This window comes from Aequorivita todarodis (assembly GCF_028561335.1).
GTDB lineage: Bacteria > Bacteroidota > Bacteroidia > Flavobacteriales > Flavobacteriaceae > Aequorivita > Aequorivita todarodis.
Genome location: NZ_JAQQTG010000006.1, coordinates 30,363 through 51,712, shown reverse-complemented (window position 1 = coordinate 51,712; position 21,350 = coordinate 30,363). Strand labels below are relative to the sequence as shown.

At 40.0% G+C, this 21,350-nt stretch carries 22 protein-coding genes; 10 read left to right on the top strand and 12 right to left on the bottom strand.

The genetic code is table 11. The annotated features are described in order from the left end of the window. The first annotated feature begins 14 nt into the window (after nucleotides 1-14). The 6 genes from porX (at nucleotide 15) to POV26_RS02100 (ending at nucleotide 5,535) form a co-directional block, all read left to right on the top strand. The gene (porX, locus tag POV26_RS02125; protein WP_272854841.1) at nucleotides 15-1,565 is read left to right on the top strand and encodes a T9SS response regulator signal transducer PorX; all 1,551 of its coding nucleotides are present in this window, start codon (nucleotides 15-17) and stop codon (nucleotides 1,563-1,565) included. 85 nt (nucleotides 1,566-1,650) lie between these two features. Next, nucleotides 1,651-2,064, top strand: a complete 414-nt coding sequence (gene tsaE / locus POV26_RS02120) for a tRNA (adenosine(37)-N6)-threonylcarbamoyltransferase complex ATPase subunit type 1 TsaE (RefSeq protein WP_272854840.1) — start codon at nucleotides 1,651-1,653, stop codon at nucleotides 2,062-2,064. A gap of 262 nt (nucleotides 2,065-2,326) precedes the next feature. Beyond that, nucleotides 2,327-2,839 carry a hypothetical protein gene (locus tag POV26_RS02115; protein ID WP_272854839.1) on the top strand — a complete coding sequence of 171 codons (513 nt, stop codon included), beginning with the start codon at nucleotides 2,327-2,329 and terminating at the stop codon, nucleotides 2,837-2,839. Between the two features lie 476 nt (nucleotides 2,840-3,315). Continuing rightward, nucleotides 3,316-3,849 carry a hypothetical protein gene (locus POV26_RS02110; RefSeq protein WP_272854838.1) on the top strand — a complete coding sequence of 178 codons (534 nt, stop codon included), beginning with the start codon at nucleotides 3,316-3,318 and terminating at the stop codon, nucleotides 3,847-3,849. Nucleotides 3,850-3,909: 60 nt separating this feature from the next. Next, nucleotides 3,910-5,109 (top strand): alanine dehydrogenase, encoded by a 1,200-nt coding sequence (locus POV26_RS02105; protein WP_272854837.1) that lies wholly within the window; start codon nucleotides 3,910-3,912, stop codon nucleotides 5,107-5,109. Between the two features lie 48 nt (nucleotides 5,110-5,157). Continuing rightward, the gene (locus tag POV26_RS02100; RefSeq protein ID WP_272854836.1) at nucleotides 5,158-5,535 is read left to right on the top strand and encodes a hypothetical protein; all 378 of its coding nucleotides are present in this window, start codon (nucleotides 5,158-5,160) and stop codon (nucleotides 5,533-5,535) included. A 51-nt stretch (nucleotides 5,536-5,586) separates the two neighbouring features. Here the strand turns inward: POV26_RS02100 and POV26_RS02095 are convergent, their stop codons facing one another. Next, complete coding sequence (locus POV26_RS02095) at nucleotides 5,587-6,759, bottom strand: proline dehydrogenase family protein (protein ID WP_272854835.1); 1,173 nt, start codon at nucleotides 6,757-6,759, stop codon at nucleotides 5,587-5,589. Between the two features lie 73 nt (nucleotides 6,760-6,832). Here POV26_RS02095 and aroB point away from each other — a divergent pair, with 73 nt between their 5' ends. Both aroB and POV26_RS02085 read left to right on the top strand, forming a co-directional pair. Next, nucleotides 6,833-7,903 carry a 3-dehydroquinate synthase gene (gene aroB / locus POV26_RS02090; RefSeq protein WP_272854834.1) on the top strand — a complete coding sequence of 357 codons (1,071 nt, stop codon included), beginning with the start codon at nucleotides 6,833-6,835 and terminating at the stop codon, nucleotides 7,901-7,903. A gap of 77 nt (nucleotides 7,904-7,980) precedes the next feature. Then, nucleotides 7,981-8,274, top strand: coding sequence for a hypothetical protein (locus POV26_RS02085; protein WP_272854833.1), 294 nt, complete (start codon nucleotides 7,981-7,983; stop codon nucleotides 8,272-8,274). Between the two features lie 63 nt (nucleotides 8,275-8,337). On the opposite strand, the gene POV26_RS02080 is transcribed toward POV26_RS02085, so the two are convergent. The 5 genes from POV26_RS02080 to POV26_RS02060 all read right to left on the bottom strand — a co-directional run bounded on the left by POV26_RS02080 (nucleotide 8,338) and on the right by POV26_RS02060 (nucleotide 12,225). After that, nucleotides 8,338-8,886 carry a type 1 glutamine amidotransferase domain-containing protein gene (locus tag POV26_RS02080; RefSeq protein WP_272854832.1) on the bottom strand — a complete coding sequence of 183 codons (549 nt, stop codon included), beginning with the start codon at nucleotides 8,884-8,886 and terminating at the stop codon, nucleotides 8,338-8,340. Nucleotides 8,887-9,005: 119 nt separating this feature from the next. After that, complete coding sequence (locus POV26_RS02075) at nucleotides 9,006-9,953, bottom strand: YihY/virulence factor BrkB family protein (RefSeq protein ID WP_272854831.1); 948 nt, start codon at nucleotides 9,951-9,953, stop codon at nucleotides 9,006-9,008. Continuing rightward, the gene (locus POV26_RS02070) at nucleotides 9,953-10,468 is read right to left on the bottom strand and encodes a DinB family protein (RefSeq protein ID WP_272854830.1); all 516 of its coding nucleotides are present in this window, start codon (nucleotides 10,466-10,468) and stop codon (nucleotides 9,953-9,955) included. The genes POV26_RS02075 and POV26_RS02070 overlap by 1 nt, the downstream gene beginning before the upstream one ends. A 75-nt stretch (nucleotides 10,469-10,543) precedes the next feature. Then, the gene (locus POV26_RS02065; protein ID WP_272854829.1) at nucleotides 10,544-11,023 is read right to left on the bottom strand and encodes an Lrp/AsnC family transcriptional regulator; all 480 of its coding nucleotides are present in this window, start codon (nucleotides 11,021-11,023) and stop codon (nucleotides 10,544-10,546) included. A 56-nt stretch (nucleotides 11,024-11,079) separates the two neighbouring features. Continuing rightward, on the bottom strand, nucleotides 11,080-12,225 hold the full coding sequence (locus POV26_RS02060) for a M14 family zinc carboxypeptidase (protein ID WP_272854828.1): 1,146 nt from the start codon (nucleotides 12,223-12,225) through the stop codon (nucleotides 11,080-11,082). 292 nt (nucleotides 12,226-12,517) lie between these two features. Between POV26_RS02060 and POV26_RS02055 the strand changes: the two genes are divergently transcribed. Beyond that, complete coding sequence (locus POV26_RS02055; RefSeq protein ID WP_272854827.1) at nucleotides 12,518-12,925, top strand: helix-turn-helix domain-containing protein; 408 nt, start codon at nucleotides 12,518-12,520, stop codon at nucleotides 12,923-12,925. A 44-nt stretch (nucleotides 12,926-12,969) separates the two neighbouring features. Continuing rightward, nucleotides 12,970-13,344, top strand: a complete 375-nt coding sequence (locus POV26_RS02050) for a DNA topoisomerase IV (protein WP_272854826.1) — start codon at nucleotides 12,970-12,972, stop codon at nucleotides 13,342-13,344. Here the strand turns inward: POV26_RS02050 and mscL are convergent. The 6 genes from mscL to POV26_RS02020 all read right to left on the bottom strand — a co-directional run bounded on the left by mscL (nucleotide 13,341) and on the right by POV26_RS02020 (nucleotide 21,291). Next, on the bottom strand, nucleotides 13,341-13,769 hold the full coding sequence (gene mscL, locus POV26_RS02045; protein ID WP_272854825.1) for a large-conductance mechanosensitive channel protein MscL: 429 nt from the start codon (nucleotides 13,767-13,769) through the stop codon (nucleotides 13,341-13,343). The two genes, POV26_RS02050 and mscL, sit on opposite strands and share 4 nt — an antisense overlap. A 74-nt stretch (nucleotides 13,770-13,843) precedes the next feature. Then, a complete protein-coding gene (cmk, locus tag POV26_RS02040) occupies nucleotides 13,844-14,539 on the bottom strand; it encodes a (d)CMP kinase (RefSeq protein WP_272854824.1) in 696 nt (231 codons plus the stop codon). Further along, nucleotides 14,539-15,558 (bottom strand): type IX secretion system protein PorQ, encoded by a 1,020-nt coding sequence (gene porQ / locus POV26_RS02035; RefSeq protein WP_272854823.1) that lies wholly within the window; start codon nucleotides 15,556-15,558, stop codon nucleotides 14,539-14,541. The genes cmk and porQ overlap by 1 nt, the downstream gene beginning before the upstream one ends. 283 nt (nucleotides 15,559-15,841) lie before the next feature. Continuing rightward, complete coding sequence (gene lon / locus POV26_RS02030; RefSeq protein WP_272854822.1) at nucleotides 15,842-18,292, bottom strand: endopeptidase La; 2,451 nt, start codon at nucleotides 18,290-18,292, stop codon at nucleotides 15,842-15,844. A 240-nt stretch (nucleotides 18,293-18,532) separates the two neighbouring features. Further along, nucleotides 18,533-19,924: a DUF6252 domain-containing protein gene (locus tag POV26_RS02025; RefSeq protein ID WP_272854821.1), complete on the bottom strand. Its 1,392-nt coding sequence runs from the start codon at nucleotides 19,922-19,924 to the stop codon at nucleotides 18,533-18,535. A gap of 47 nt (nucleotides 19,925-19,971) precedes the next feature. After that, nucleotides 19,972-21,291: an MFS transporter gene (locus POV26_RS02020; protein ID WP_272854820.1), complete on the bottom strand. Its 1,320-nt coding sequence runs from the start codon at nucleotides 21,289-21,291 to the stop codon at nucleotides 19,972-19,974. Between the last annotated feature and the right edge of the window lie 59 nt (nucleotides 21,292-21,350).

The window sequence follows — 21,350 nt, the reverse complement described above, 5'->3', positions numbered from 1 at the left end:
ACAAATATACATATATGAGCGACATAAAAGTACTTTGGGTAGATGACGAGATAGATTTGCTAAAACCGCACATTCTCTTCCTGGAAAACAAAAACTATAAGGTAACTACCGCACAGAGCGGTACCGACGCCCTGGAAGAAATTAAAAAAGAAACTTTCGACATTATTTTTTTAGACGAAAACATGCCCGGCCTTTCCGGGCTTGAAACGCTTACCGAAATTAAGGAGCAGCAAGCCTCCATTCCGGTAGTGATGATAACCAAAAGCGAGGAAGAATACATTATGGAAGAGGCCATCGGCTCCAAAATTGCCGATTATCTTATAAAACCCGTAAACCCAAACCAGATTCTATTGAGTTTGAAGAAAAATCTGGACCACAGCAGGCTGGTTTCAGAAAAGACCACTTCCAATTACCAACAGGAATTCCGAAAAATCGCGATGGACCTTTCCATGGTGAACAGTTTTGAGGAATGGAAAGACCTCTACCAAAAATTGGTCTATTGGGAATTGGAGCTGGAAGACATTGAAGATTCCGGGATGTTTGAAATTTTGGAATCCCAAAAAACAGAGGCCAATAGCCAGTTCTGCAAGTTTATTGATAAAAATTATCCAAAATGGTTTGAGGATCCGAGTGAGGCGCCAATTATGTCGCATACGCTTTTTAAGGAAAAGATACAGCCGCAATTGCAGCAAGGAACCCCAACGCTTTTGGTGGTTATTGACAATTTGAGGTTTGACCAATGGAAGGCTTTTGAACCCACGGTGGCCAATATCTACAAAAAAACAAGTGAGGAACTTTTCTGCAGCATTCTCCCCACGGCTACGCAGTATGCGCGAAACGCCATTTTTTCAGGCCTCATGCCAAGTGATATGGAAAAATTGCATCCAGACCTTTGGCTGAACGATACCGAGGATGGCGGAAAAAATATGAAGGAAGAAGAGTTTCTGGCCGGACAGCTTAAGCGACTAAAATTGGACTTAAACTGGAGCTATCACAAAATATCTAGTTTGAAACAGGGCAAGAAGCTTGTGGAAAACTTCCGAAGCCATAAAGATGAAGATTTGACGGTGGTGGTCTATAATTTTGTGGATATGCTCTCCCATTCCAAGACTGAAATGGAGGTCATCAAGGAATTGGCATCCACCGATAAATCGTACCGGTCATTAACCCAGAGCTGGTTTAAAAATTCGCCGCTGTTGGAGATAATACAGCAAGCTGCGCGTTTGGGCTTCAAGCTTATAATCACTACAGACCACGGCACCATCAATGTGAAAAATCCCTCAAAAGTAATTGGCGATAAAAACACCAGTCTTAATCTTCGTTACAAAACGGGAAAGAGCTTAACTTATGAAGACAAGGAGGTTTTGGCGGCAAAAGACCCTAAATCCATCTGTTTGCCTACCATCAATATGAGCAGTTCGTTTATTTTTGCCAAGGGAGATTATTTCTTTGCATATCCCAATAACTATAACCATTACGTAAGTTATTACAGAAATACCTACCAACACGGCGGGGTTTCCTTGGAAGAAATGATAATTCCGTTTTCGGTCTTAACGCCCAGATAAAGTTTTAAAATCATATCGGTTTAAGACAATTTTCAATATATGCGGATTTAACTGATATATTTTTTATATTCGTTCCGTTTTTATAATGGAAATCACATACACCCAAAACGAAATTTCCAAAGTTGCTGCACAAATCCTTAAGGCATCAGCATCCAATATATTCCTACTTTATGGTGAAATGGGGGTAGGCAAAACCACACTCATTAAGGAACTTGTAAAACAACTTGGGGTCCTGGAGCTATCGGGCAGTCCTTCCTTTTCGATTGTCAATGAATATGAAGCTACGGATGGGGTTGTATATCACTTTGATTTTTACAGAATTAACGATATTGCCGAAGCTTATGATATAGGCGTGGAAGATTATTTATGCAGTGGCGCCTATATCTTTATAGAATGGCCGGAGAAAGTAAGTGCACTTTTACCCCGGCAGGCCACCAAACTGATCATTAATAGTAACAATAACGGAAGTAGAACCTTAAAAATTTTGCCAATGAACTAAAATTGCAGCGAGACATTTTTATCTATAATTTCTTTTTAATTGTTTGCCCCAAATCGCAAAAATTATTAAGCGGGAATTTTATTCTTAAAAAATCTATAAATATATAGCAAAAATAATTGTTTTATTTTTCTTTTTTCATAGTAGGTTTGAAGTGTTATTAACCTCACAAAAACTTATATTATGAAAACTCTAAAAGTACTTTTTATCGCAGCAATTTTTTCATTGGGAACCTTTGCTTCTTGCACCCCAGAAAGCATCCAGGATGAACAAGCACCCCAACAAATCCACAAAAGCAAAATCATCGTCCCTAGTCACGGGTAGTATTATAGCACTTATTATAGCGGCATCGCCCTATATATTTTATTCTTATGAAAGTTTCCCACAAACCAATACGTGGGAAACTTTTTTGTTTACCTATCATGCCAACTGGTACCAGGAAGTATATGTTTCGGTATGGACCATGATGGGCAAGTTTGTACCGCTATTGTTGCTGGTCATTTGGTTTATTACTTGCAAACACTGGTGGTACCACGTTATATTAATACCCATAGGTATGTTTGCCTTCCAGCTTTTCAACGTTATAAATGACGACGTGGGCTTTGTGGACGAGGTAGAAATCTGGTGGCTTTTCCCCATAATGTTGGTAATTATTCCTCTGGTTTACCTTATTAGGGCCAGGCTTTCGAACAAATTGATGGAAAAGGATTTGAAAAGTTTTGAAGAAGATTTGGGGGTCAAAAAGAACCTGTGGCAACAGATCAAGGATCTTTTTTGATTCGCCTCACTATATTCAATATCAAATTTAATCCGTACCTTAGACCGTTGATTTTTTTTGCGATTTGACCTTTTGCAAATTACAGCGGCTATCAAAAAAAGGCAGTTTATCATAAATTCCTTGTGATGGCATACATAAAGAAAACCTCAAAACTAAACCTATATACGAACAAAAAAACCAGAAGCAAACCAACCAATAAGTGTCATTGAAATAAGAGAATATAATTCCTGATTTATTCGGAGTGTTAAATTTTTAACACCAATTTGGAGATTAGAATGTATTTCAAAGCATTTTATTGCAGAATAACCTGTAAAGATACCATAAACATAATTATTATGTTTAAGTTTTTTGATTGTAAGTTTGACCCATATTAACCTCACAAAAACTTACTATTATGAAAAATCTAAAACTTATTATTGTAGCCGCAATTTTTGCCGCAGGATTATTTGCTTCTTGTACCCCAGAAGGAATCCAGGATGAACAAACCCCACAACAAATCGACGCGAGAACGGTTAAAGTTCCGCCAGCCGGATAAAAAAAGCCTTATACAGGGTGGTATCATCGTCTTCATAATGGCGGTTACCCCTTTTATATATTACTCGTATGAAAGTTTCCCAGACAACACACAAGTTTGGGAAACTTTTCTATTTAAGTTTACGACAAAATTCCCTTCCCTTTATCAATATGCCTGGTTTCTTACAGGCAAGGTAATTCCTGTAATTTTATTGCTTATATGGTTTTTTACTTGCAAGCACTGGTGGCATTGGATCATATTGGTTCCGCTCTCCATGTATGTTTTTCAATTGTTCAATATTCTAAAACAAAATTTTGATGTTGATGAGGTTGAAATAGTTTACGTAATTCCTATAATGATGATCTTGGTCCCCTTTGTCTATTTAATCCGTGCAAAGCTTTTTAGCCAGATGCGGGCAGACGATTTGAAATCATTTGAAGAGGAGCTTCTCCAAAGAAGATCTTTTTGGCAACAAATAAAAGATCTATTTCGGTAATTTTTAACTTGAACAAATATGAAATTTATTCCGTAAATTGATACAATCAAGTTTTGAACTATGCCAAATCCAAAATCACCTTTCACGATTGCACAATTGCTTCCCCAGGAAGAAACCCTTGAAATATCAAAGCAAAGAGGAGAACTGTACATAGGTATTCCAAAAGAAACCTATTTCCAGGAAAAACGAATCTGTCTTACTCCAGATGCTGTTAATGCCGTGGTGAGCAATGGCCACAGGGTTTTGATTGAAAAAGGAGCTGGGAATGAGGCAGGGTTTTCCGACAAAGATTACTCGGAAGCCGGCGCAAAATTAACAGAGGATACCAAAAAAGTATTTGGCTGCCCAATAGTTTTAAAAGTGGAACCACCTACCCTCGAAGAATTAGAACTTATAAAGCCCAAAGCCGTTCTAATTTCTGCATTGCAATTAAAAACCCGACAAAAATCGTACTTCGATGCGCTCTCAAAAAAGAAGATTACCGCCCTTGCTTTTGAATTTATCAAAGACGAGGACCACAGTTATCCCGCCGTTAAAGCTTTAAGCGAAATCGCGGGAACTGCTTCCGTGCTGATTGCGGCAGAGCTAATGGTAAATGCGAAAAAGGGAAATGGACTGCTTTTTGGAAACATAAGCGGCGTCCCTCCTATTGAGGTAGTCGTAATTGGCGCAGGCACCGTAGGCGAGTTTGCAGTCCGGTCTGCGCTTGGCCTTGGTGCCAACGTTAAAGTTTTTGATAGTTCCATTACCAAATTGAGGACAATTCAAACGAATGTGAATCGCATTCTATATACTTCAACGATACAACCAAAAAATTTAATGAAGGCCCTTTTGCGCTGCGATGTTGCCATTGGCGCGGTCCGCGGACAAAATAGAGCCCCGATAATTGTTACTGAGGAAATGGTGCGAAATATGAAAAAAGGCGCCGTAATAATTGATGTTTGCGTAGATATGGGCGGCTGTTTTGAAACTACCGAAATGACCAGCCACGACAACCCAACCTGCATAAAGCACAACGTGATACATTATGGCGTGCCCAATATTCCCGCGCGCTACCCTAAAACCGCTTCTATTTCCATAAGTAACATCTTCACACCCTATATTTTGGAAATTGCCGAAAGCGGAGGATTGGAAAATGCCATCCGTTTTGATAACGGTTTAAAAAATGGGTTGTACTTTTACCGCGGAATTTTGACAAATAAGGCAGTCGCAGATTGGTTTGACATGCCTTACAGCGATCTTAATTTATTGATTTTCTAAATTAAGGCACCTCAATCTCCAAGAATTAATTAATCCTAATCCCAAAAAATGAAGTTAGCATACCGATTGGCCTATTTTTCAGGTGGTTTTATAATTGGAATAGCCCTGCTCTTTTTTATTCTAAGCGGAAAAAAAACATCTTGTGCCTATGGCCTGGACGCAAGGACCCTCAAAAACATCCGATTGAAAGAACGCGCCTTTTCTGAAAAAACGCTGACAGTTCTTCGCGAAAACCAAATGGACACCTCGGCTATTTCAACTTTATTGAAGGACGGCGATGTAGTATTTTCTGAAAGCAATACGCGTCTGGATTCCTGCAAACAGTATGTAATTAAAGGGAAAGTTTCAGAAAAAACCCTAAAAATAAGAATTGAAAACTGCGACAGTTTGGCAACCGTAACAGAGGCCAACCTTATTCAGAAATAATAAAATTATCATTCGGAGTTACATCTTTATATTTTTTAAGCATAAACTTTCTTAAAGCTTTCTTCGCTCCTTTTCCTTTTTCAATAGCGTAAGTTCCCGGCTGGTTTGTCCGGCGACAGAAGTATTTTCCTCAGCACGGCGTATTAAATAAGGCATCACATCTTTCACAGGGCCAAAAGGAATGTATTTCGCAACGTTGTACCCTTCCGCTCCAAGATTGAACGAAATATGATCGCTCATCCCGAAAAGTTGGCCAAACCAAACCCGATCATCACTTTTTGAAATTCCTTTTTCCGTCATCATATCCAATGCCAGATAGGTACTGTATTCGTTATGCGTTCCTACGAACAATTCAATATCATTAAGATTGTCCAAAATATATTTCATTATTTCGTTGAAATTGTCATCGGTGGCCTTTTTGCTCTCGCAGATTGGGGATTTATATCCTTTTTCCACTGCCCGCTCGTTTTCCTTTTCCATATAGGCGCCGCGCACGATTTTAAACCCAAGTTTATATCCCTTCGTTTTGGCCTTTTTGTGCAGTTTTTTTAAATATTCCAACCGGTCCCAACGATAGCACTGCAAAGTATTAAAAACAATAGGACGTTCCGTATTGTACTTTTCCATCATTTTTTCACAAAGCGCGTCGGCAGCGTCCTGCATCCAAGATTCCTCGGCGTCAATAAGCAAACGGATTCCGCAATCGTGGGCTGCTTTTGAAACCCGATCATACCTGCTTTCTATATTTTTCCAATATCCTTTTTCAGTATCGGTCAACGGCTGGTTCTCCGTGATTTTTTGCCAAACTTTAAACCTTCCCAATCCCGTGGGCTTAAAGACCGAAAAGGGCATTGCTTCCATGTTTTTGGAAAGTTCGGTCAGTTCAATTACCTTATCCGTCGTGGCCTCAAATTGTGCATCTTCCTCTTTTCCTTCCACTGAAAAGTCCAATACTGAAGAAACCCCCACATTAAAAAGCTTTTCCACGGTAGGCATACAGTCCCTCTCATTCACGCCGCCACAAAAATGGTCAAAAACCGTTGCGCGTATCAGACCTTCTACCGGGAGGTTTACATTTAATGCGAATTTTGTAACCGCGGAACCAATTCTTACCAAGGGTTCCTTGGAAATCATTTTGAAAAGAAAGTACGCGCGTTCCAGTTCGGAATCACTTTTTAGTTGAAATGCAATTTCAGTATTGTCGAAGAGGGAGTTTGAGGTCATATAAAAAGTAAAATAAAGTGTGCAAATATACTTAGATTTGAACTTTTAAATATATGAGAAATATCAATAAGTTATGGGAAAAGCACTAAATGAAAAAGGTCAGGTCTTTCGCAATGGGACCGCTTGGGAGGTCTTTTCAGATTTACTAATGGAGTCAAAACCTTCCGGAGTATTTGTTATAACCGATGAAAATACCCATAAACACTGCCTGCACTATCTATTGAAACGGATAGATGTTGAAATTGTCCCCGAAATAATTACGATTTTAGAAGGTGAAATCCATAAAAACATAAGCACGAGCTTAAAAGTTTGGGAAGCCCTTTCTGAAAAGGGCGCAGATAGAAATAGCCTAATCATCAACCTTGGCGGCGGCGTGGTTACCGACCTTGGTGGTTTTGTGGCTTCCACTTTTAAACGCGGAATCTCCTTTATAAATATCCCCACTTCCCTACTCGCAATGGTTGACGCCTCCATTGGTGGTAAAAACGGGGTTGATCTGGGGCCTTTAAAAAACCAAATTGGCGTAATCAATCTTCCCGAAATGGTAATTTTAGACACCGAATTTCTAAATACGTTGCCACCGGAGCACATTACGTCCGGCCTTGCCGAAATGTTGAAACACGGCATAATCCACGGCAAGGAATATTGGGAGCGCATAAAAAACATCGATGTTTCCAAGAAACCGGAATTTGAAGCCTTGATTTGGGACTCCATTGAAATCAAAAAAGAAATTGTCGCCAAAGATCCATTGGAAAAGAACCTGCGAAAGACCCTCAATTACGGCCACACGCTCGGGCACGCAATAGAATCCTATTTTCTTGAAGCCCCCGATAAGAAAACCCTGTTGCACGGCGAAGCGGTTGCGGCGGGAATAGTTTTGGCTACCTACATTTCAATGGAAACGTATGGGCTTCCGAACGAATCATTGCTCGATATTTCAAAAACGATGTTCAAGTATTTTCCGAAGCAAACTTTCAGCAAAAGGGATATTGAAGCCATCATAAAACTGCTGGTCTTCGACAAAAAAAACAGAAACGGGCAAGTGCTGTTTGTTCTTTTGGAAGACATCGGCAAGCACAGAACGGACTGCATAGTTAGCAACGATTTGATTTACAGGGCATTTCACTATTATAAAAATTTCTGAAAATTTTCTTCAAAATATTTTTAAGTCATCAATTTTTGAATAGTTTTATAACCACAAACCAAAAGATTAAATATTAAATGAAGCGAGTCATTGTAGATTACCGAAAGTTGACCCCAGAGATACTTTCATTATTGGTTGAAAAATATCCTGACGGGTATGATGACGACCACGTTATCACGTTCAAAAATGCCAAAAATGAAACTGTGGAAGCAGTCGAGGTAAGGACTGACGATACAATATATCTGGTAAAAGTCAGTTCGCGCCTTGAAACAAGCATGGCAAATTTTGACGAAGACGACTACGATGATGCAGATTTCAACGAGCCAATAAGCGAAATTCCGGACAAAAAGAAAATGGATGAAGAGGAATAATCCTCTTCCATAAAAAAAGAGGCGTGATTGCCTCTTTTTTATTTTCAAAACTTTCGCTTGCTATTATGCATGCTGAAGTTCGTGTTTGCCCTCTTTAATTTCCTCGATCAATTTTGAATTGAAAGCAGGCAAATCATTCGGGTTTCTACTGGTTACGAAACCTTCGTCAACAACGACTTCTGCGTCAACCCAGTTTGCTCCAGCGTTGATTAAATCAACTTTAATAGCACTAAATGAAGTCATTTTTCTTCCTTTTACAACATTTGCCGAAATTAGGATCTGTGGTCCATGGCAAATGGCCGCTACGGGTTTCTTTTGTTCGAAGAAATGCTTCACAAACATTAAGGCATGATCGTTTCTTCTCAACTTGTCAGGGTTTATAACACCGCCGGGAAGTACCAATGCGTTATAATCACTGGCAGTAGCATTTTGCAGTGTTTTGTCAACAGTGTATTCGTTGCTCCAATTGCCATCTGCCCAGGCCTTAATTTTTCCTTCCTTTTCGCTTACAATGTCAACAATAAAACCTTCATTTTCCATCGCCTCTTTGGGGGATTTCAATTCAGATTCCTCAAATCCGTCTGTGGCTAAAATTGCGATTCTCTTCTTCATAATCTTTTTCATTTTATCAGTTAAACAATTAATTTCCATGGAAAATAGCATGCGCAGACCGGACTATCAATTTTCCGATATTAATCTTTTACTAATCTTTGTTAAGGAATTATAATGAATCAATTACCCCGTAAGGTTTCGGCTTTTTTTTTATCGGCTTCCACCTTTCGCTTGTATTCGCGCAACTCCTCCATTTCGCGCTCATAGGAAAGTGTCGCATTGCTGGTGGGTTCAATCTTTATGTTTCGATAGATTGCCCAATTGACCGTAAACTCTGCTCCAAAAAATAAAATAAGACAGGTGTAATAGACCCATAAAAGAATAAGCACCAAACTTCCCGCAGCTCCATAGATGGAAGCCGGGTCCGATTTTGCGAAATAAAACCCAATTAAATACTTCCCCACCAAAAAAAGCAAGGAAGTCATAAAAGCGCCTATAAAATTGGTTTTCCATTTTATTTTTACATCGGGAAGCAAGGTGAAGATTGCCGCAAATAGCGAAGTAATTATGATTTGTGAAAAAATAAAATTTAGAATTTCCACGATATGGGCCGAAAGGTCTGTATAGTAGTTGCCTATAACATCACTCAGGGCATTTATGGCCGAAGTTATAACCAAAGATATAAGCAATAACAAACCGATAACCAGCACCATCCCGAAGGAAATAGCCCTTCGCTTTAAAGTGTCCAGGATTGTATTTTTTTTGGCACGAACACTCCAAATATCGTTCAATGCTTTTTGAAGTTGAAAAAAAACACCCGTGGCCCCAAAAATCAATATCCCAATCCCAAAAATAATGAAGAGTACCGAACTTTCCGAAAGTGCTGCATTTATGATCATTGTTTGTATCAAGTCTGCGCTCTGCTTTCCTATCAGGCTACCAATTTCGCTTGTTATTCTGCCTTCCACAGCTTCCCTGCCAAAAAAAATGCCCGCAAAATGGACCGAGATAATCAGTAATGACGGCAGCGAAAAAAGTGCATAATAAGCGATAACGGCACTCTTTGCCCAAGGATCATTTTTATCCCAGCTTAAATATGTTTCTTTTAACAGCTTAAAAACTTTCATTATAGATAACGCTCCCGTAGTATGTTACAATGATGTATTTCGTGGCCACAAATTACAAATCCCGCAGCCCTGACGGACATATCGCTTCCATTGGCCCGGCCCTTCTGCTTCAATTGGCTCTCGTCAAAATTTTTAAACAGATTTAGCGTAGCGTTGCGCACGGCAACATAGTTTTGCAAAAGATCAGCAACTGTTTTGGTGCCTGCAAGGGCATTTTCAGCAAATATATTTTCATCAAATCCTTTGAGTTCGGCATTATTGCTACGGGCAAAATATAAAGCCCTGTAAGCGAAAACCCTTTCGGTATCGGCAATATGCTGCAGTATATCCTTGGGTGTCCATTTGCCGGCCGCATATTGGTGGTTCCATTTATTAGGGGGTATGCCCTCAAAAAATCCGTGGGTAGCGTTCAGCCCCTCTGAAAGGGCATCCATCAAATTGATGTTTTCTACCAACCCTATGTAGTGTCCGTAATACGGATTATATTCTGAAGGAGAAATAGCTGTAGGGAGCATATACTTTTTTTACGAAAGATAAAAAAAACCTTTGCTGTTAGGCAAAGGCTTTAATATAAAATTGGGTAAAAAATATTATATTTCTTTGAAAATAGAATGGAGCAATCTTTTTTTGTCGTTAATGCTCTCCTCCATAGAAATCATGGTTTCCGTACGGCTAACACCCTCAATATCATCTATTTCGTAAATAATATCCTTGGCGTGCGCCGTGTCCCGCGCCCTGATTTTACAGAAAATATTAAATTTTCCCGTAGTTACGTGGGCCACGGTCACAAACGGAATGTGGCTTATTCGCTCCAATACAAACTGTGTTTGCGAAGTTTTAAAAATGAAAACCCCCACATAGGCTATAAAGGAATACCCCAGTTTTTTATAATCAACCTGAAGCGAGGATCCGGTTATAATGCCGGCATCTTCCATCTTTTTTACGCGTACGTGGACAGTTCCCGCAGAAATATCGAGTTTTTTTGCAATATCGGTAAAGGGAATTCGTGTATTATCGATCAATAAACCGAGAATCTTGTGATCTGTATCGTCTAATTTAAATTTTGCCATAACTTTTTTGTTCTTTTCCGCAAAATTAGAAAGTTTTATTATATAAAAGAACTTAATTATTGAAAATAAATTATCGATTTATCGAATTTATCTATTATTTCTGAAATATTAGTCCCAACTGTTAATTTATCTTGCGAATTTGTTAAAATTTCGGCTCCTTTGGCATCCTTCTCCTTATGGCCAAATTTATTTTTCAAATTTCCTATTGCGTCAATTACCGGTGAAAAGATTATCTCATCATTCCTTAAAACTTCTTCATATTGAACCGCAATGGAAACCAACTTTTTTTCATCCGGTAGTTTTACATTTCGAAGGATGAAATCGTTGTAGTTTTTAAGGTTTTCAGGAATGTCAAAATACTGCCCATAGCGTATTGATTGGCTCTTGCCGCCAATAATTTCAAACAGGGAGAGCAAGGAATAGAAAATAAATTCACGTGTTGTTTCACGCTGGTAATCCCGATTGAAATGTCCTGCCTCAAACAAAATGGTAGGCACACCAGCTTTTTGGAAGGTGTCGCCAACACAGGCTTCATTGAAGCTGTCGTCATACCTCCCCACCTGCCCCGGTATGTACTGCTGCAGAAAAGTATTCATTTTAACGATTTGCTGCATCGCTATTTTTCTGGAATCTGTTGTCGTTCGCTTTTCATCGGCGGCGGGAGCTAAAAACGAAACCGTGGCTGGCTTGCCGTCCTTAAAACCATAAATGGAGCGTTGGTCGTGAAGGTTAAGGCACAACGACGGTTTAACGGCATCGAATATTTTACGCAGGCATTGGCTTTCCTTTTGCGATAAACGCTTCGCATCGCGGTTTAAATCGATATTATTCGCGTTTTCCCTGGTGTATAATTTAGCGCCATCGGGGTTTAATATCGGGAAAACGTAAAAAGTATATTTATGTAAAAATTCCTCAATTTCAGTTTGAAAATACTGTTTCTGACTTATGAACTTTAAAAAATCGAAAAGCGCCTTGGTCGTGGTAGATTCATTTCCGTGCATTTGGGACCAGCCCAAAACAATTTCAGAACCTCCCCCAATTTTAATCAACGGAATATCCTGACCCATTTCCGAAAGCCCGGGAACCGAAATTTCATACTTCAATTTATACATATCCAGCAACGGATAAATGTGCCGCATTGCAATATATCTACCGCCTATCCGAAATTCAAAATGATCCCGATACCAACCGTTTATTTCCATACTCAAATTTGAAGTTTACAAAGTTAAACAATGCTTAGTTTACAAGTGTAAACAAGAAAAATGCATCTTCTTGCTTACATCGGTAAACATAACGCGTATGTTTTACACGTGAATTTACAATGTTTGGTATCAAATATATAAAATGATAATTAAATATCTGCTTATTAGTATTTTATAGTACTTTATATAAAGTATAATTATAATTAAAAATGTAATATTTCTATTGTTTTTAGGCAGATGGCTTAAAATAATTTACATTTGTAACCGTTAATTGGGTACAACTAATGTTACAATGATAAACAGCTCGGATTTCGTAAAAAGGCTTGAAAAAATACTGGAATATTACGGTATTACGGCCACCGCATTTGCAGAAAAATTGGATTTTAACCGCTCCACTATTTCACATTTGTTATCAGGAAGAAATAAGCCGAGCTTGGAATTTGTAATGAAGCTACTTCAGCAATTTCCGGAAGTGGAAATGAATTGGCTCCTATTCGGAAAAGGCTCTTTCCCCACGATTCCTGAAAATAGAAATGCCATAGCTGCTCCAAAACAAAAACCAATTGCTGCGGAAGATCTTTTTTCAAATAAAAATAATGTGGAAGCTGATAAAACCGTTCGGAGCAATCAAAATTCAGAAACTATTGAAAGGATTGTCATTTTTTACAGGGATGGCAGCTTTAATGTTTACCAAAACTGAGCTGCTTTCGGTAAAATTTCGGAAATTCGCATAAAAAATTTGAAATGCGTTTTTCTTTCCTTTTAGTTTCCTTACTTTTTTTCGCCAGTTGTTATGAGGGTGAGCGTAATTGCTCCGATTTTAGGACCGGAACGTTCGAGTTTGAGGCCCTTTCCGGTACGGAAGTATTTAAAACAACCATAACCCGCAACGATTCCATTGAAATTGATTTTTTTGATGGCAAAAGCGATACCTCTTCCATTCGCTGGATCAATGACTGTGAATATGTTTTGGAGAAACTCCATCCAAAAAATCAGGCTGAAAAAAAGGCCATACTCATCAAGATTTTGACTACCCATAAGAATACCTATACGTTTGAATTCAGCGAAGTTGGAAAAACAAAGACCAGCAAGGCATCGGCTAGAAAGGTTGGACCTTAGTCTTTCTTGCTTTTCAAAAGTGTATTTTGCTCTTCCATTAACTTTTCAATATTTGAAAGAAGTTGAATGTTTTTGGGCGTTTCAACTGTTTTGTCGTGGGGGTCTTCAGATTTTTTCTTAAACCGGTTGATTATTTTAATTACCAAAAAGATAGTAAACGCAATTATGAAAAAATCGATCAGAACCTCAATTAGCTCTCCATAACCCACGGTTACTTCTTCTGCAGAATCCGTGGCGGCACGGAGCACATATTTTTTGTTCGAAAGGTTTACGCCATCGGTGAGCAAGGAAAGAGGTGGCATCACAATTTTTTTGACGATGGTGCTGATAACGTTGTTGAAAGCGGTACCAATAACAATACCCACCGCCATATCGATCATATTTCCCTTTATGGCAAAATTTTTAAACTCTTGAAAAAAGCCCATTTTTTATGAATTTTTAGGATAGCCCAAGTATAGAAAAGATTTAAGAAAAAAGGAAGTTTGTGAAAGGGAAAATTTTAAACGCGGCCGGCAATTCGGTCTTTTGCCAATTGCAGTACTACGTGGAATTGATCTTCAAGATTCATTTCAGAATTGTCTATTTCAATAGCGTCAGCAGCCTTTCGCAATGGGGAATCTTCCCGGGTGGTGTCAATATGGTCGCGCTCCTTGATATTTTTAAGGATTTCATCAAAGGTAACGACATCTCCCCTTTCCAAAAGTTCTTTATACCTTCTTTGTGCACGCTCGGGCGCAGAGGCATTCATAAAAATTTTCAATTCTGCATTGGGGAAAACTACCGTTCCTATGTCGCGACCGTCCATTACCACTCCCTTCTCCTGCCCCATTTGCTGCTGCTGGGCAACCAATTTTGTCCGCACTTCGGGAACAGTGGCTATAGGGCTCACAAATTCTGAAACTTCAAGATTGCGGATTTCGTTTTCCACATCTGTTCCGTTCAAAAAAATGTGCGCTTTGTTCCAGCCTGCTTCCTTTTTAAATTTTAAATGGATTGAGGAAAGTGATTCTTTTAATTTTTCAGTGTCAAAATGTTTTTTTGAAATAATGCCGTTTTGCATCGCGTAAAGTGTTACGGCGCGGTACATAGCCCCACTATCCACATAGACATAGCCCAAAGAATCGGCAAGTTGTTTTGCAACCGTGCTTTTTCCCGTAGAGGAATATCCGTCAATGGCGATGGTAATTTTATGCATTACTGAAGGTCTATGTTTAGCCCAAAGAAGCTCGATGATGCCGCAGAACTATATTTTGAATAGGAATAGCTCAGCCTGAATTTATTCAATTTAATCGCAAAGCCCGCGCTAAGTCCGGCAAAGGAGCGTTTCTCAATAATACGGAGCTCTTCGCCCCGCCTGAAATTATAACCCAAACGGATATTGAATCCACTTTCGGGAAAAAGTTCAATTCCCGCGATCATATGCCTAAAAGCATTGTCAACAAAAGTAATCTTTTCTTCAGTGGTCTCTCCTTCCAGGTCGGTTTCGGATCGGGCGGGATTTGCAAATGCAATATTCCACTGCTGCATATTTTCCATTGTGAAATGCCAACGAATCGGAATGTTTTCCAAAGTTTGTGAAATTCCTAAAATTATCTCAAACGGCAACGGTTCGTATTCTTCGTGATAAGGTGTAAATTGTGTCCCAATATTTCTGGCAACTCCGGTTATGTGAAGGTCCCAATCTTCATACACGTACATAAGGCCGATATCCAGCGCGCCCCCAAATGAGGAATAATTCTCCAGTTTTGAAGAAATAAGTTTCAGGTTTACCCCAACGTGAAAGTTGGTAAATGCAATGTTTCTGGCATGGCCAAGGGAAAGGGCCACTTCACCCCCGCTGAAACTGCTGGTTGGGTTTCCAGTTTCATCATACCCATCAAATTTTCCGTAATTCACATAGGTTACCCCTGCGTGCAATACTTGCGTCCTTCGGTCCCAAAGATAAGCGTATGCAGCGGTACCGTAGTTTACATCGCCAATGTAGTTTGTGTAGTTAAGCGACAATTGGTTGTCCATCGCCGGGTTGATGCTCGCCGGGTTGAAAAGGCCTTGTGTAGGGTCGTAGTCGTAATTTGTAACCACCTTTCCGCCCAAGGCAGCCATTCTTGGACTGTTCACCAAATTCAGGAATTGATACGTTGCCCTTCCCCCTATCTGCGCTACCAAAAGCTGAGATACAAAAAGCGAAACAACTAAAAAAACCTTTTGGGCCATAGACGCGAGTTACCGTAACTAAAAACTAAACGAATGCAAGTATAATTTATTTTTGCAAAGGAAAGAAACATCCATAACATTTGTTCTTTTTAAAAAAATATAATTGATAGCCCCAATGCGCATTTTTACCTTTCTGAAACAAGAATGAACAAAACCTCCTTTTTTCCCATTCCTAAAAAATGAAATAAAAATTTTGACGACAATCCCTTTAGAATTTGGGACTATCGTCAAAATATTACAAAACGCAACGGTTTTTACAACTGAAATCATTAAGGAAAACTGTTTAAAGTTTTTTGGCGTTTTTTACCTTTTCCTTTGTCAATGCCAGATTCAAGACATCGCTCATATCCTTAACGTAATGGAAAGTCAAGCCTTTTAAATATTCGGGTTTTATTTCTTCTATATCGCGTTTGTTGTCTTCACAAAGAAGAATTTCCTTGATACGGGCGCGTTTTGCGGCAAGTATTTTTTCCTTAATTCCGCCAACGGGCAGCACTTTGCCGCGAAGTGTTATTTCTCCGGTCATCGCAATGGATTTCTTTACTTTCCGCTGTGTAAAAAGTGAAACCAAGGAAGTGAGCATCGTTATTCCAGCACTTGGCCCGTCTTTTGGCGTAGCTCCTTCCGGTACGTGAATATGGACATTATAATTTTCAAAAATATCTGGATTAATGTCTAACTGCTCGGCATTGGATTTTATGTATTCCAAAGCAATGGTGGCAGATTCCTTCATGACTTTTCCAAGGTTTCCGGTCATATTTAAAGTACCTTTTCCTTTGGAAAGCGTAGATTCTATAAAAAGTATGTCGCCACCAACCCTTGTCCACGCAAGGCCCGTAACCACGCCTGCTACATCGTTATTCTCATATTTATCGCGTTCCATCCTGGGGGCGCCCAAAACCTCAACGATAATCTCATTGGTAACTTTCACTTCGTATGCTTCTTCCATCGCAATTTTCATCGCGGCATAACGGACCATTTTGGCGATCTGTTTTTCCAAACCTCGCACGCCACTTTCGCGGGTGTATCCTTCCACGATTTTTTCAAGTTGTGGCTTCGCGATTTTCAGGGCATCGTTCTTCATTCCGTGCTCTTTCAATTGTTTTGGAAGCAAGTGCCTTTTTGCAATTTCCACCTTTTCCTCTATGGTATAACCTGTAACGTCTATAATCTCCATCCTGTCTCGCAATGCGGGCTGAATGGTGCTCAAACTATTTGAGGTAGCAATAAACATCACTTTGGAAAGATCATAGCCAAGCTCCAAAAAGTTATCGTAAAACGAATTGTTTTGCTCTGGGTCCAGCACTTCAAGCATCGCTGAGGACGGGTCTCCCTGGTTGCTTGCTGAAATTTTATCAATTTCATCCAAAACGAAAACGGGATTGCTGGTCCCTGCCTTTTTGATACTTTGAACAATCCGTCCGGGCATGGCACCTATATAGGTTTTTCGGTGCCCGCGGATTTCAGCTTCATCGCGAAGGCCGCCCAAGCTCATCCGTACGTATTTTCTGCCCAAGGCTTCTGCGATTGATTTTCCCAAAGAAGTCTTACCAACTCCCGGAGGGCCGTAAAGGCAAAGGATTGGCGATTTCATATCGTTTCGCAATTTCAAAACCGCCAAGTATTCGATGATCCGCTTTTTAACGTCATCAAGTCCGTAATGGTCGCGATCCAAAACTTTTCTGGCGCGTTTTAAATCGAACTTGTCCTTGCTGTATTTGTTCCAAGGCAATTCCAAAAGCAGCTCCAAATAGTTGCGCTGAATGCTGTATTCTGCCACTTGCGGGTTCATGCGTTGCATTTTGGAAAGCTCTTTCTGAAAATGTTTTTCAACCTCTTTGCTCCATTTTTTGGTTTTGGAACGTACGCTCATCTCCTCTATCTCTTCTTCCATTGTTGAACCGCCCAATTCCTCTTGAATGGTTTTCATCTGTTGTTGAAGAAAATACTCGCGCTGTTGTTGGTTGATGTCGCTCTGGACTTTGCTTTGTATATCGTTGCGGAGCGAAAGCTTCTGGATTTCCATATTCATATACCGAAGCGTTTCCAGTGCGCGATCCTTCAGGTTGTTTATTTCCAAAAGCGCTTGTTTTTCCTCAACTTCAATATTTAAGTTTGAAGAAACAAAATTGATAAGGAAACTGGAGCTTTCAATATTTTTTATGGCAAAGGCCGCTTCCGAGGGAATATTCGGGCTTTGCTTGATTATTTGCAGCGCCATTTCCTTTATGGAATCGATGATTGCCCTAAACTCTTCGCTTTCCTTTTCAGGACGAGCTTCGGCTACCTCTCTAATGGTCGCGGTCATGTATGGAGTGGTGGTTATCACCTCTGTAACCTCAAAGCGCTTTTTTCCTTGAATGATTACCGTAGTATTGCCGTCGGGCATTTTCAGGACCCTCAGAATTTGGGCCACGGTACCAATGGTATTGATGTCCCCAATATCTGGTTCCTCTTCATTTTCATCCTTTTGTGAAACTACGCCTATAACCTTATTCCCCTTGTTTGTTTCGTTTATAAGTTTAATTGACTTATCGCGTCCCGCAGTAATCGGGATTACAACGCCGGGGAACAACACGGTGTTTCTAAGGGGTAAAATGGGAAGTATTTCAGGAAGCTCTTCTTTGTGCATTGCATCTTCGTCTTCGGAAGACATGAGCGGGATAAATTCTGCATCTTCATTTAAATCCTGAAATGACAACTTGTCTAATGATGTAAGTTTTGAATTTGCCATATATTGTTTTAGGACATTGTGTCACAAATGAATTGCGCACAGTGTCTAATTAGTATAAAGTTTCTATTTATTTTATGAAAGAACGCTGAATATCAAACGTTTTACAGCCTCTTTTCTTCTATAATTCAAGAGTTGTGCCAGTTATGCTCTTGCTTTTATTCTGAAAATCGCAAAGCGAGAATTGAAAAAGCCGTCTTAGGATATCCCAAAGACGGCTTTTGCGGCAGGCTGTATTTTTTCTTACGGAAGTACCACTAAAAATTCCCCTCCCGTAATTTGATAAATCGTCGGATCTTGTCCGGAAGCATCCCTTCCCGTAAAGTTGAAGATTCCCTCAATGATTCCGTTGGCAAGGTCGTAATTGGTAATCACCAAACTTCCGGGAATTGAAACGTAGGTAATTGACGTTCCGACTACTGGCGTGTAGGTTGCTACAATTTCATCACCATCAATAACTTCGGTTCCCATTTCAAAAGTACCTTCGGTAACTGTCAATGGGAACGTAAGCACCATCCTTTTGTCGTCTTTGGTCGTTGTTATTGAAACTCTTGGATACTGGTTAACAACAGATGTTTCAACAATTAGCTCATCTGGAGCATACGCTGCTCCGTCAATATTTGCAGAGAAGGTATTGTTTGCCCCGGGAACCCCTTCAAAATATGCGGTAAAACTGCCTTCCGTTACTTCAACTATATCCGGCAATTGGTTTAGCGGATCTGTTCCCGTAAAGTTGAAAGTAGCTTTCAGCACTCCCGCTTCAAGGTCAAATTCAGAAATTGTTATCGTTCCGGGATCGGAAGTAAGGTTTTCCGCGCCATCGCCGGCATTGTACAGGGCTATCAATTTTGTTCCATCTGAAATTCGGACCATATTGAAGGTACCCACACCCAATGAACGCGGAATATCAATACGCATGAGCTGTCTTTCGGCATTCCTTGCCTCAATCTTGATCATATGTACATCGCCGACTAAGGGTTCTGTAACCGAAATAGTATCGGGTACAAAATCAACGCCGTCCACTTTTGCGAAAAATTCGTTTTCGGGAGTGTTTCCGCCACCGCCTCCGGTATCGTCAAGGATATATGATATTGCATTAAATGCGCCTCTTGAAATTTCGATGCTTTCCATAACGGGATTGCCATTTCCGTCAAGGACCGGGTCGCCATTTCCGTCAACCTTTACACGGAACCCTACAAAACTGAAGGTTCCCGAAACCGTTTTTGCGTCGGTATTCAATTCGGTAATCTTCAATTGTCCCGAACCTCCCAAGGCTTGGGCAGAAATATAAGGAAGCAGGTTTACCGAACCGTCAAAATAAGCTCCGGCATTTTCATTGGTACCTCCTGTGGTTAAGCTAAATGTTCCAACCGCAGCATTGGCAATGCCCAAAACAATATCTTCTCCACCGGGTTTTGAACCTGTAATAACCAATTCATTTTCAGAAGTCATTGTTGCACTGGTTGAGGCTGCAATAAATTCCTGTCCGGCAATTTGGGCTTTAAACTGTCCTTCATCGGCATCGTTTTGCTCCTCTTGGACAAATTCACCTGTGAGGGGCTCGTTTTCACAGGAAAAAAATTGAAAGACTATAAATGCAAGAAGCATTCCTTTCAAAAGATACATTTTCTTCATAAATAAGTAGTTTGTAGGTAATAAACGCAAACTTAAACAAAAATTGTTTAATTGGTTTTATTTCTTGGTACTCTTAATAGTAAAAATACGCCCGTCATAAAAAACAAAACGAGAAATAATATGGAGTTGCGCATACTCCCGGTTATTTGATCGATAAATCCATAAATCAGCATTCCTATTACAATCCCAATCTTTTCGGCAACATCATAAAAGCTGAAATAGGAGGTAGTGTCTTTCGTGTCGGGCAAAAATTTTGAATAGGTGGATCGTGAAAGCGATTGTATTCCGCCCATAACCAAGCCCACCACTCCCGCAGTGGCATAGAATTGAAGGGGCAGTTCTATAAAAAATGCGACCACACAAATGCCTACCCAAATTATGTTTATTACGATCAGAACGGGAATATTTCCAAATTTTCCCGAGGCACGCGATGTTAAAATAGCACCTCCCACCGCAACAAGCTGGATGATAAGAATACTTACAATCAACCCCATTGTTTTTGCGTCGTCGCTCCCCCAGGCAATTTCCTGTTCCCCAAAATAGGTGGCTACCAGCATCACGGTCTGTACGGCCATGCTGTAAACAAAGAATGCCGCCAGATATCTTTTAAGCTGAATATTTTCTGAAAGCGAATTATAGACACTTTTCAATTCCCGGAAACCGTTCAAAAGTATTTTGGTGCTTACTTTTTTTCCACTTTTGTTTCCTTTCGGAAGAAAATAAAAAGAATACTGGCTAAAGAGAATCCACCAAGCACCTACGCTAACAAAAGACCAGCGCATGGCCTCCATACTTGCCTCGCCCCCTTCCCCAAACCCGAAGGTTTCAGGGTTCATGACCATTCCCAAATTGAAAAGCAACAAAACAACACTTCCTATATATCCATAGGAATAGCCGCGGGCGCTCACCCTGTCCTGCTGCTCGGGAAAAGCAACATCGGGCAAATAGGAGTTATAGAAAACCAGACTGCCCCAAAAGCCGATCAATCCAAAAAAATAAAAAAGAAGGCTGATGTGAATATTCTCAATACTGAAAAAATAAAGCCCCATACACGATAGCGCCCCCAGATAACAGAAAAACTGCATAAAATTCTTCTTATTGCCCACATAATCGGCAATCCCCGAAAGCAATGGCGAAATAAAAGCGACCAACAAAAATGCTGCGGCCGTGGTATAACTAATTAAAGGCGTGCTGCGAATATTTCCACCCAAAATAGAAACCGTTGTAACATCAGCTGTTTTAAAAAGTGCCTGATAATAAATAGGAAAAATAGCCGAAGCGATTACGAGGCTGTAAACTGAATTTGCCCAATCGTAAAAAGCCCAGGCATTTAGCAGTTTTTTACTTCCTTTAGGTAAGTTGGGCATGTTGGCTTTCCATTTTTTGAGGTTACTAAACTAATAAAAAATCCCGCTTCTTGCGGGAT

Coding starts and splice junctions, on each gene's coding strand:
- mscL (WP_272854825.1), bottom strand. CDS start 13,769: ATGGGCTTTTTTCAAGAGTTTAAAAATTTTGCCATAAAGGGAAATATG.
- POV26_RS02080 (WP_272854832.1), bottom strand. CDS start 8,886: ATGAAGAAGAGAATCGCAATTTTAGCCACAGACGGATTTGAGGAATCT.
- POV26_RS02075 (WP_272854831.1), bottom strand. CDS start 9,953: ATGAAAGTTTTTAAGCTGTTAAAAGAAACATATTTAAGCTGGGATAAA.
- POV26_RS02025 (WP_272854821.1), bottom strand. CDS start 19,924: ATGAAGAAAATGTATCTTTTGAAAGGAATGCTTCTTGCATTTATAGTC.
- POV26_RS02060 (WP_272854828.1), bottom strand. CDS start 12,225: ATGGAAATAAACGGTTGGTATCGGGATCATTTTGAATTTCGGATAGGC.
- POV26_RS02085 (WP_272854833.1), top strand. CDS start 7,981: ATGAAGCGAGTCATTGTAGATTACCGAAAGTTGACCCCAGAGATACTT.
- cmk (WP_272854824.1), bottom strand. CDS start 14,539: ATGCATAAAATTACCATCGCCATTGACGGATATTCCTCTACGGGAAAA.
- POV26_RS02115 (WP_272854839.1), top strand. CDS start 2,327: ATGAACAAGCACCCCAACAAATCCACAAAAGCAAAATCATCGTCCCTA.
- tsaE (WP_272854840.1), top strand. CDS start 1,651: ATGGAAATCACATACACCCAAAACGAAATTTCCAAAGTTGCTGCACAA.
- POV26_RS02070 (WP_272854830.1), bottom strand. CDS start 10,468: ATGCTCCCTACAGCTATTTCTCCTTCAGAATATAATCCGTATTACGGA.
- POV26_RS02110 (WP_272854838.1), top strand. CDS start 3,316: ATGAACAAACCCCACAACAAATCGACGCGAGAACGGTTAAAGTTCCGC.
- POV26_RS02100 (WP_272854836.1), top strand. CDS start 5,158: ATGAAGTTAGCATACCGATTGGCCTATTTTTCAGGTGGTTTTATAATT.
- POV26_RS02105 (WP_272854837.1), top strand. CDS start 3,910: ATGCCAAATCCAAAATCACCTTTCACGATTGCACAATTGCTTCCCCAG.
- porQ (WP_272854823.1), bottom strand. CDS start 15,558: ATGGCCCAAAAGGTTTTTTTAGTTGTTTCGCTTTTTGTATCTCAGCTT.
- POV26_RS02020 (WP_272854820.1), bottom strand. CDS start 21,291: ATGCCCAACTTACCTAAAGGAAGTAAAAAACTGCTAAATGCCTGGGCT.
- aroB (WP_272854834.1), top strand. CDS start 6,833: ATGGGAAAAGCACTAAATGAAAAAGGTCAGGTCTTTCGCAATGGGACC.
- porX (WP_272854841.1), top strand. CDS start 15: ATGAGCGACATAAAAGTACTTTGGGTAGATGACGAGATAGATTTGCTA.
- POV26_RS02055 (WP_272854827.1), top strand. CDS start 12,518: ATGATAAACAGCTCGGATTTCGTAAAAAGGCTTGAAAAAATACTGGAA.
- POV26_RS02095 (WP_272854835.1), bottom strand. CDS start 6,759: ATGACCTCAAACTCCCTCTTCGACAATACTGAAATTGCATTTCAACTA.
- POV26_RS02050 (WP_272854826.1), top strand. CDS start 12,970: ATGCGTTTTTCTTTCCTTTTAGTTTCCTTACTTTTTTTCGCCAGTTGT.
- POV26_RS02065 (WP_272854829.1), bottom strand. CDS start 11,023: ATGGCAAAATTTAAATTAGACGATACAGATCACAAGATTCTCGGTTTA.
- lon (WP_272854822.1), bottom strand. CDS start 18,292: ATGGCAAATTCAAAACTTACATCATTAGACAAGTTGTCATTTCAGGAT.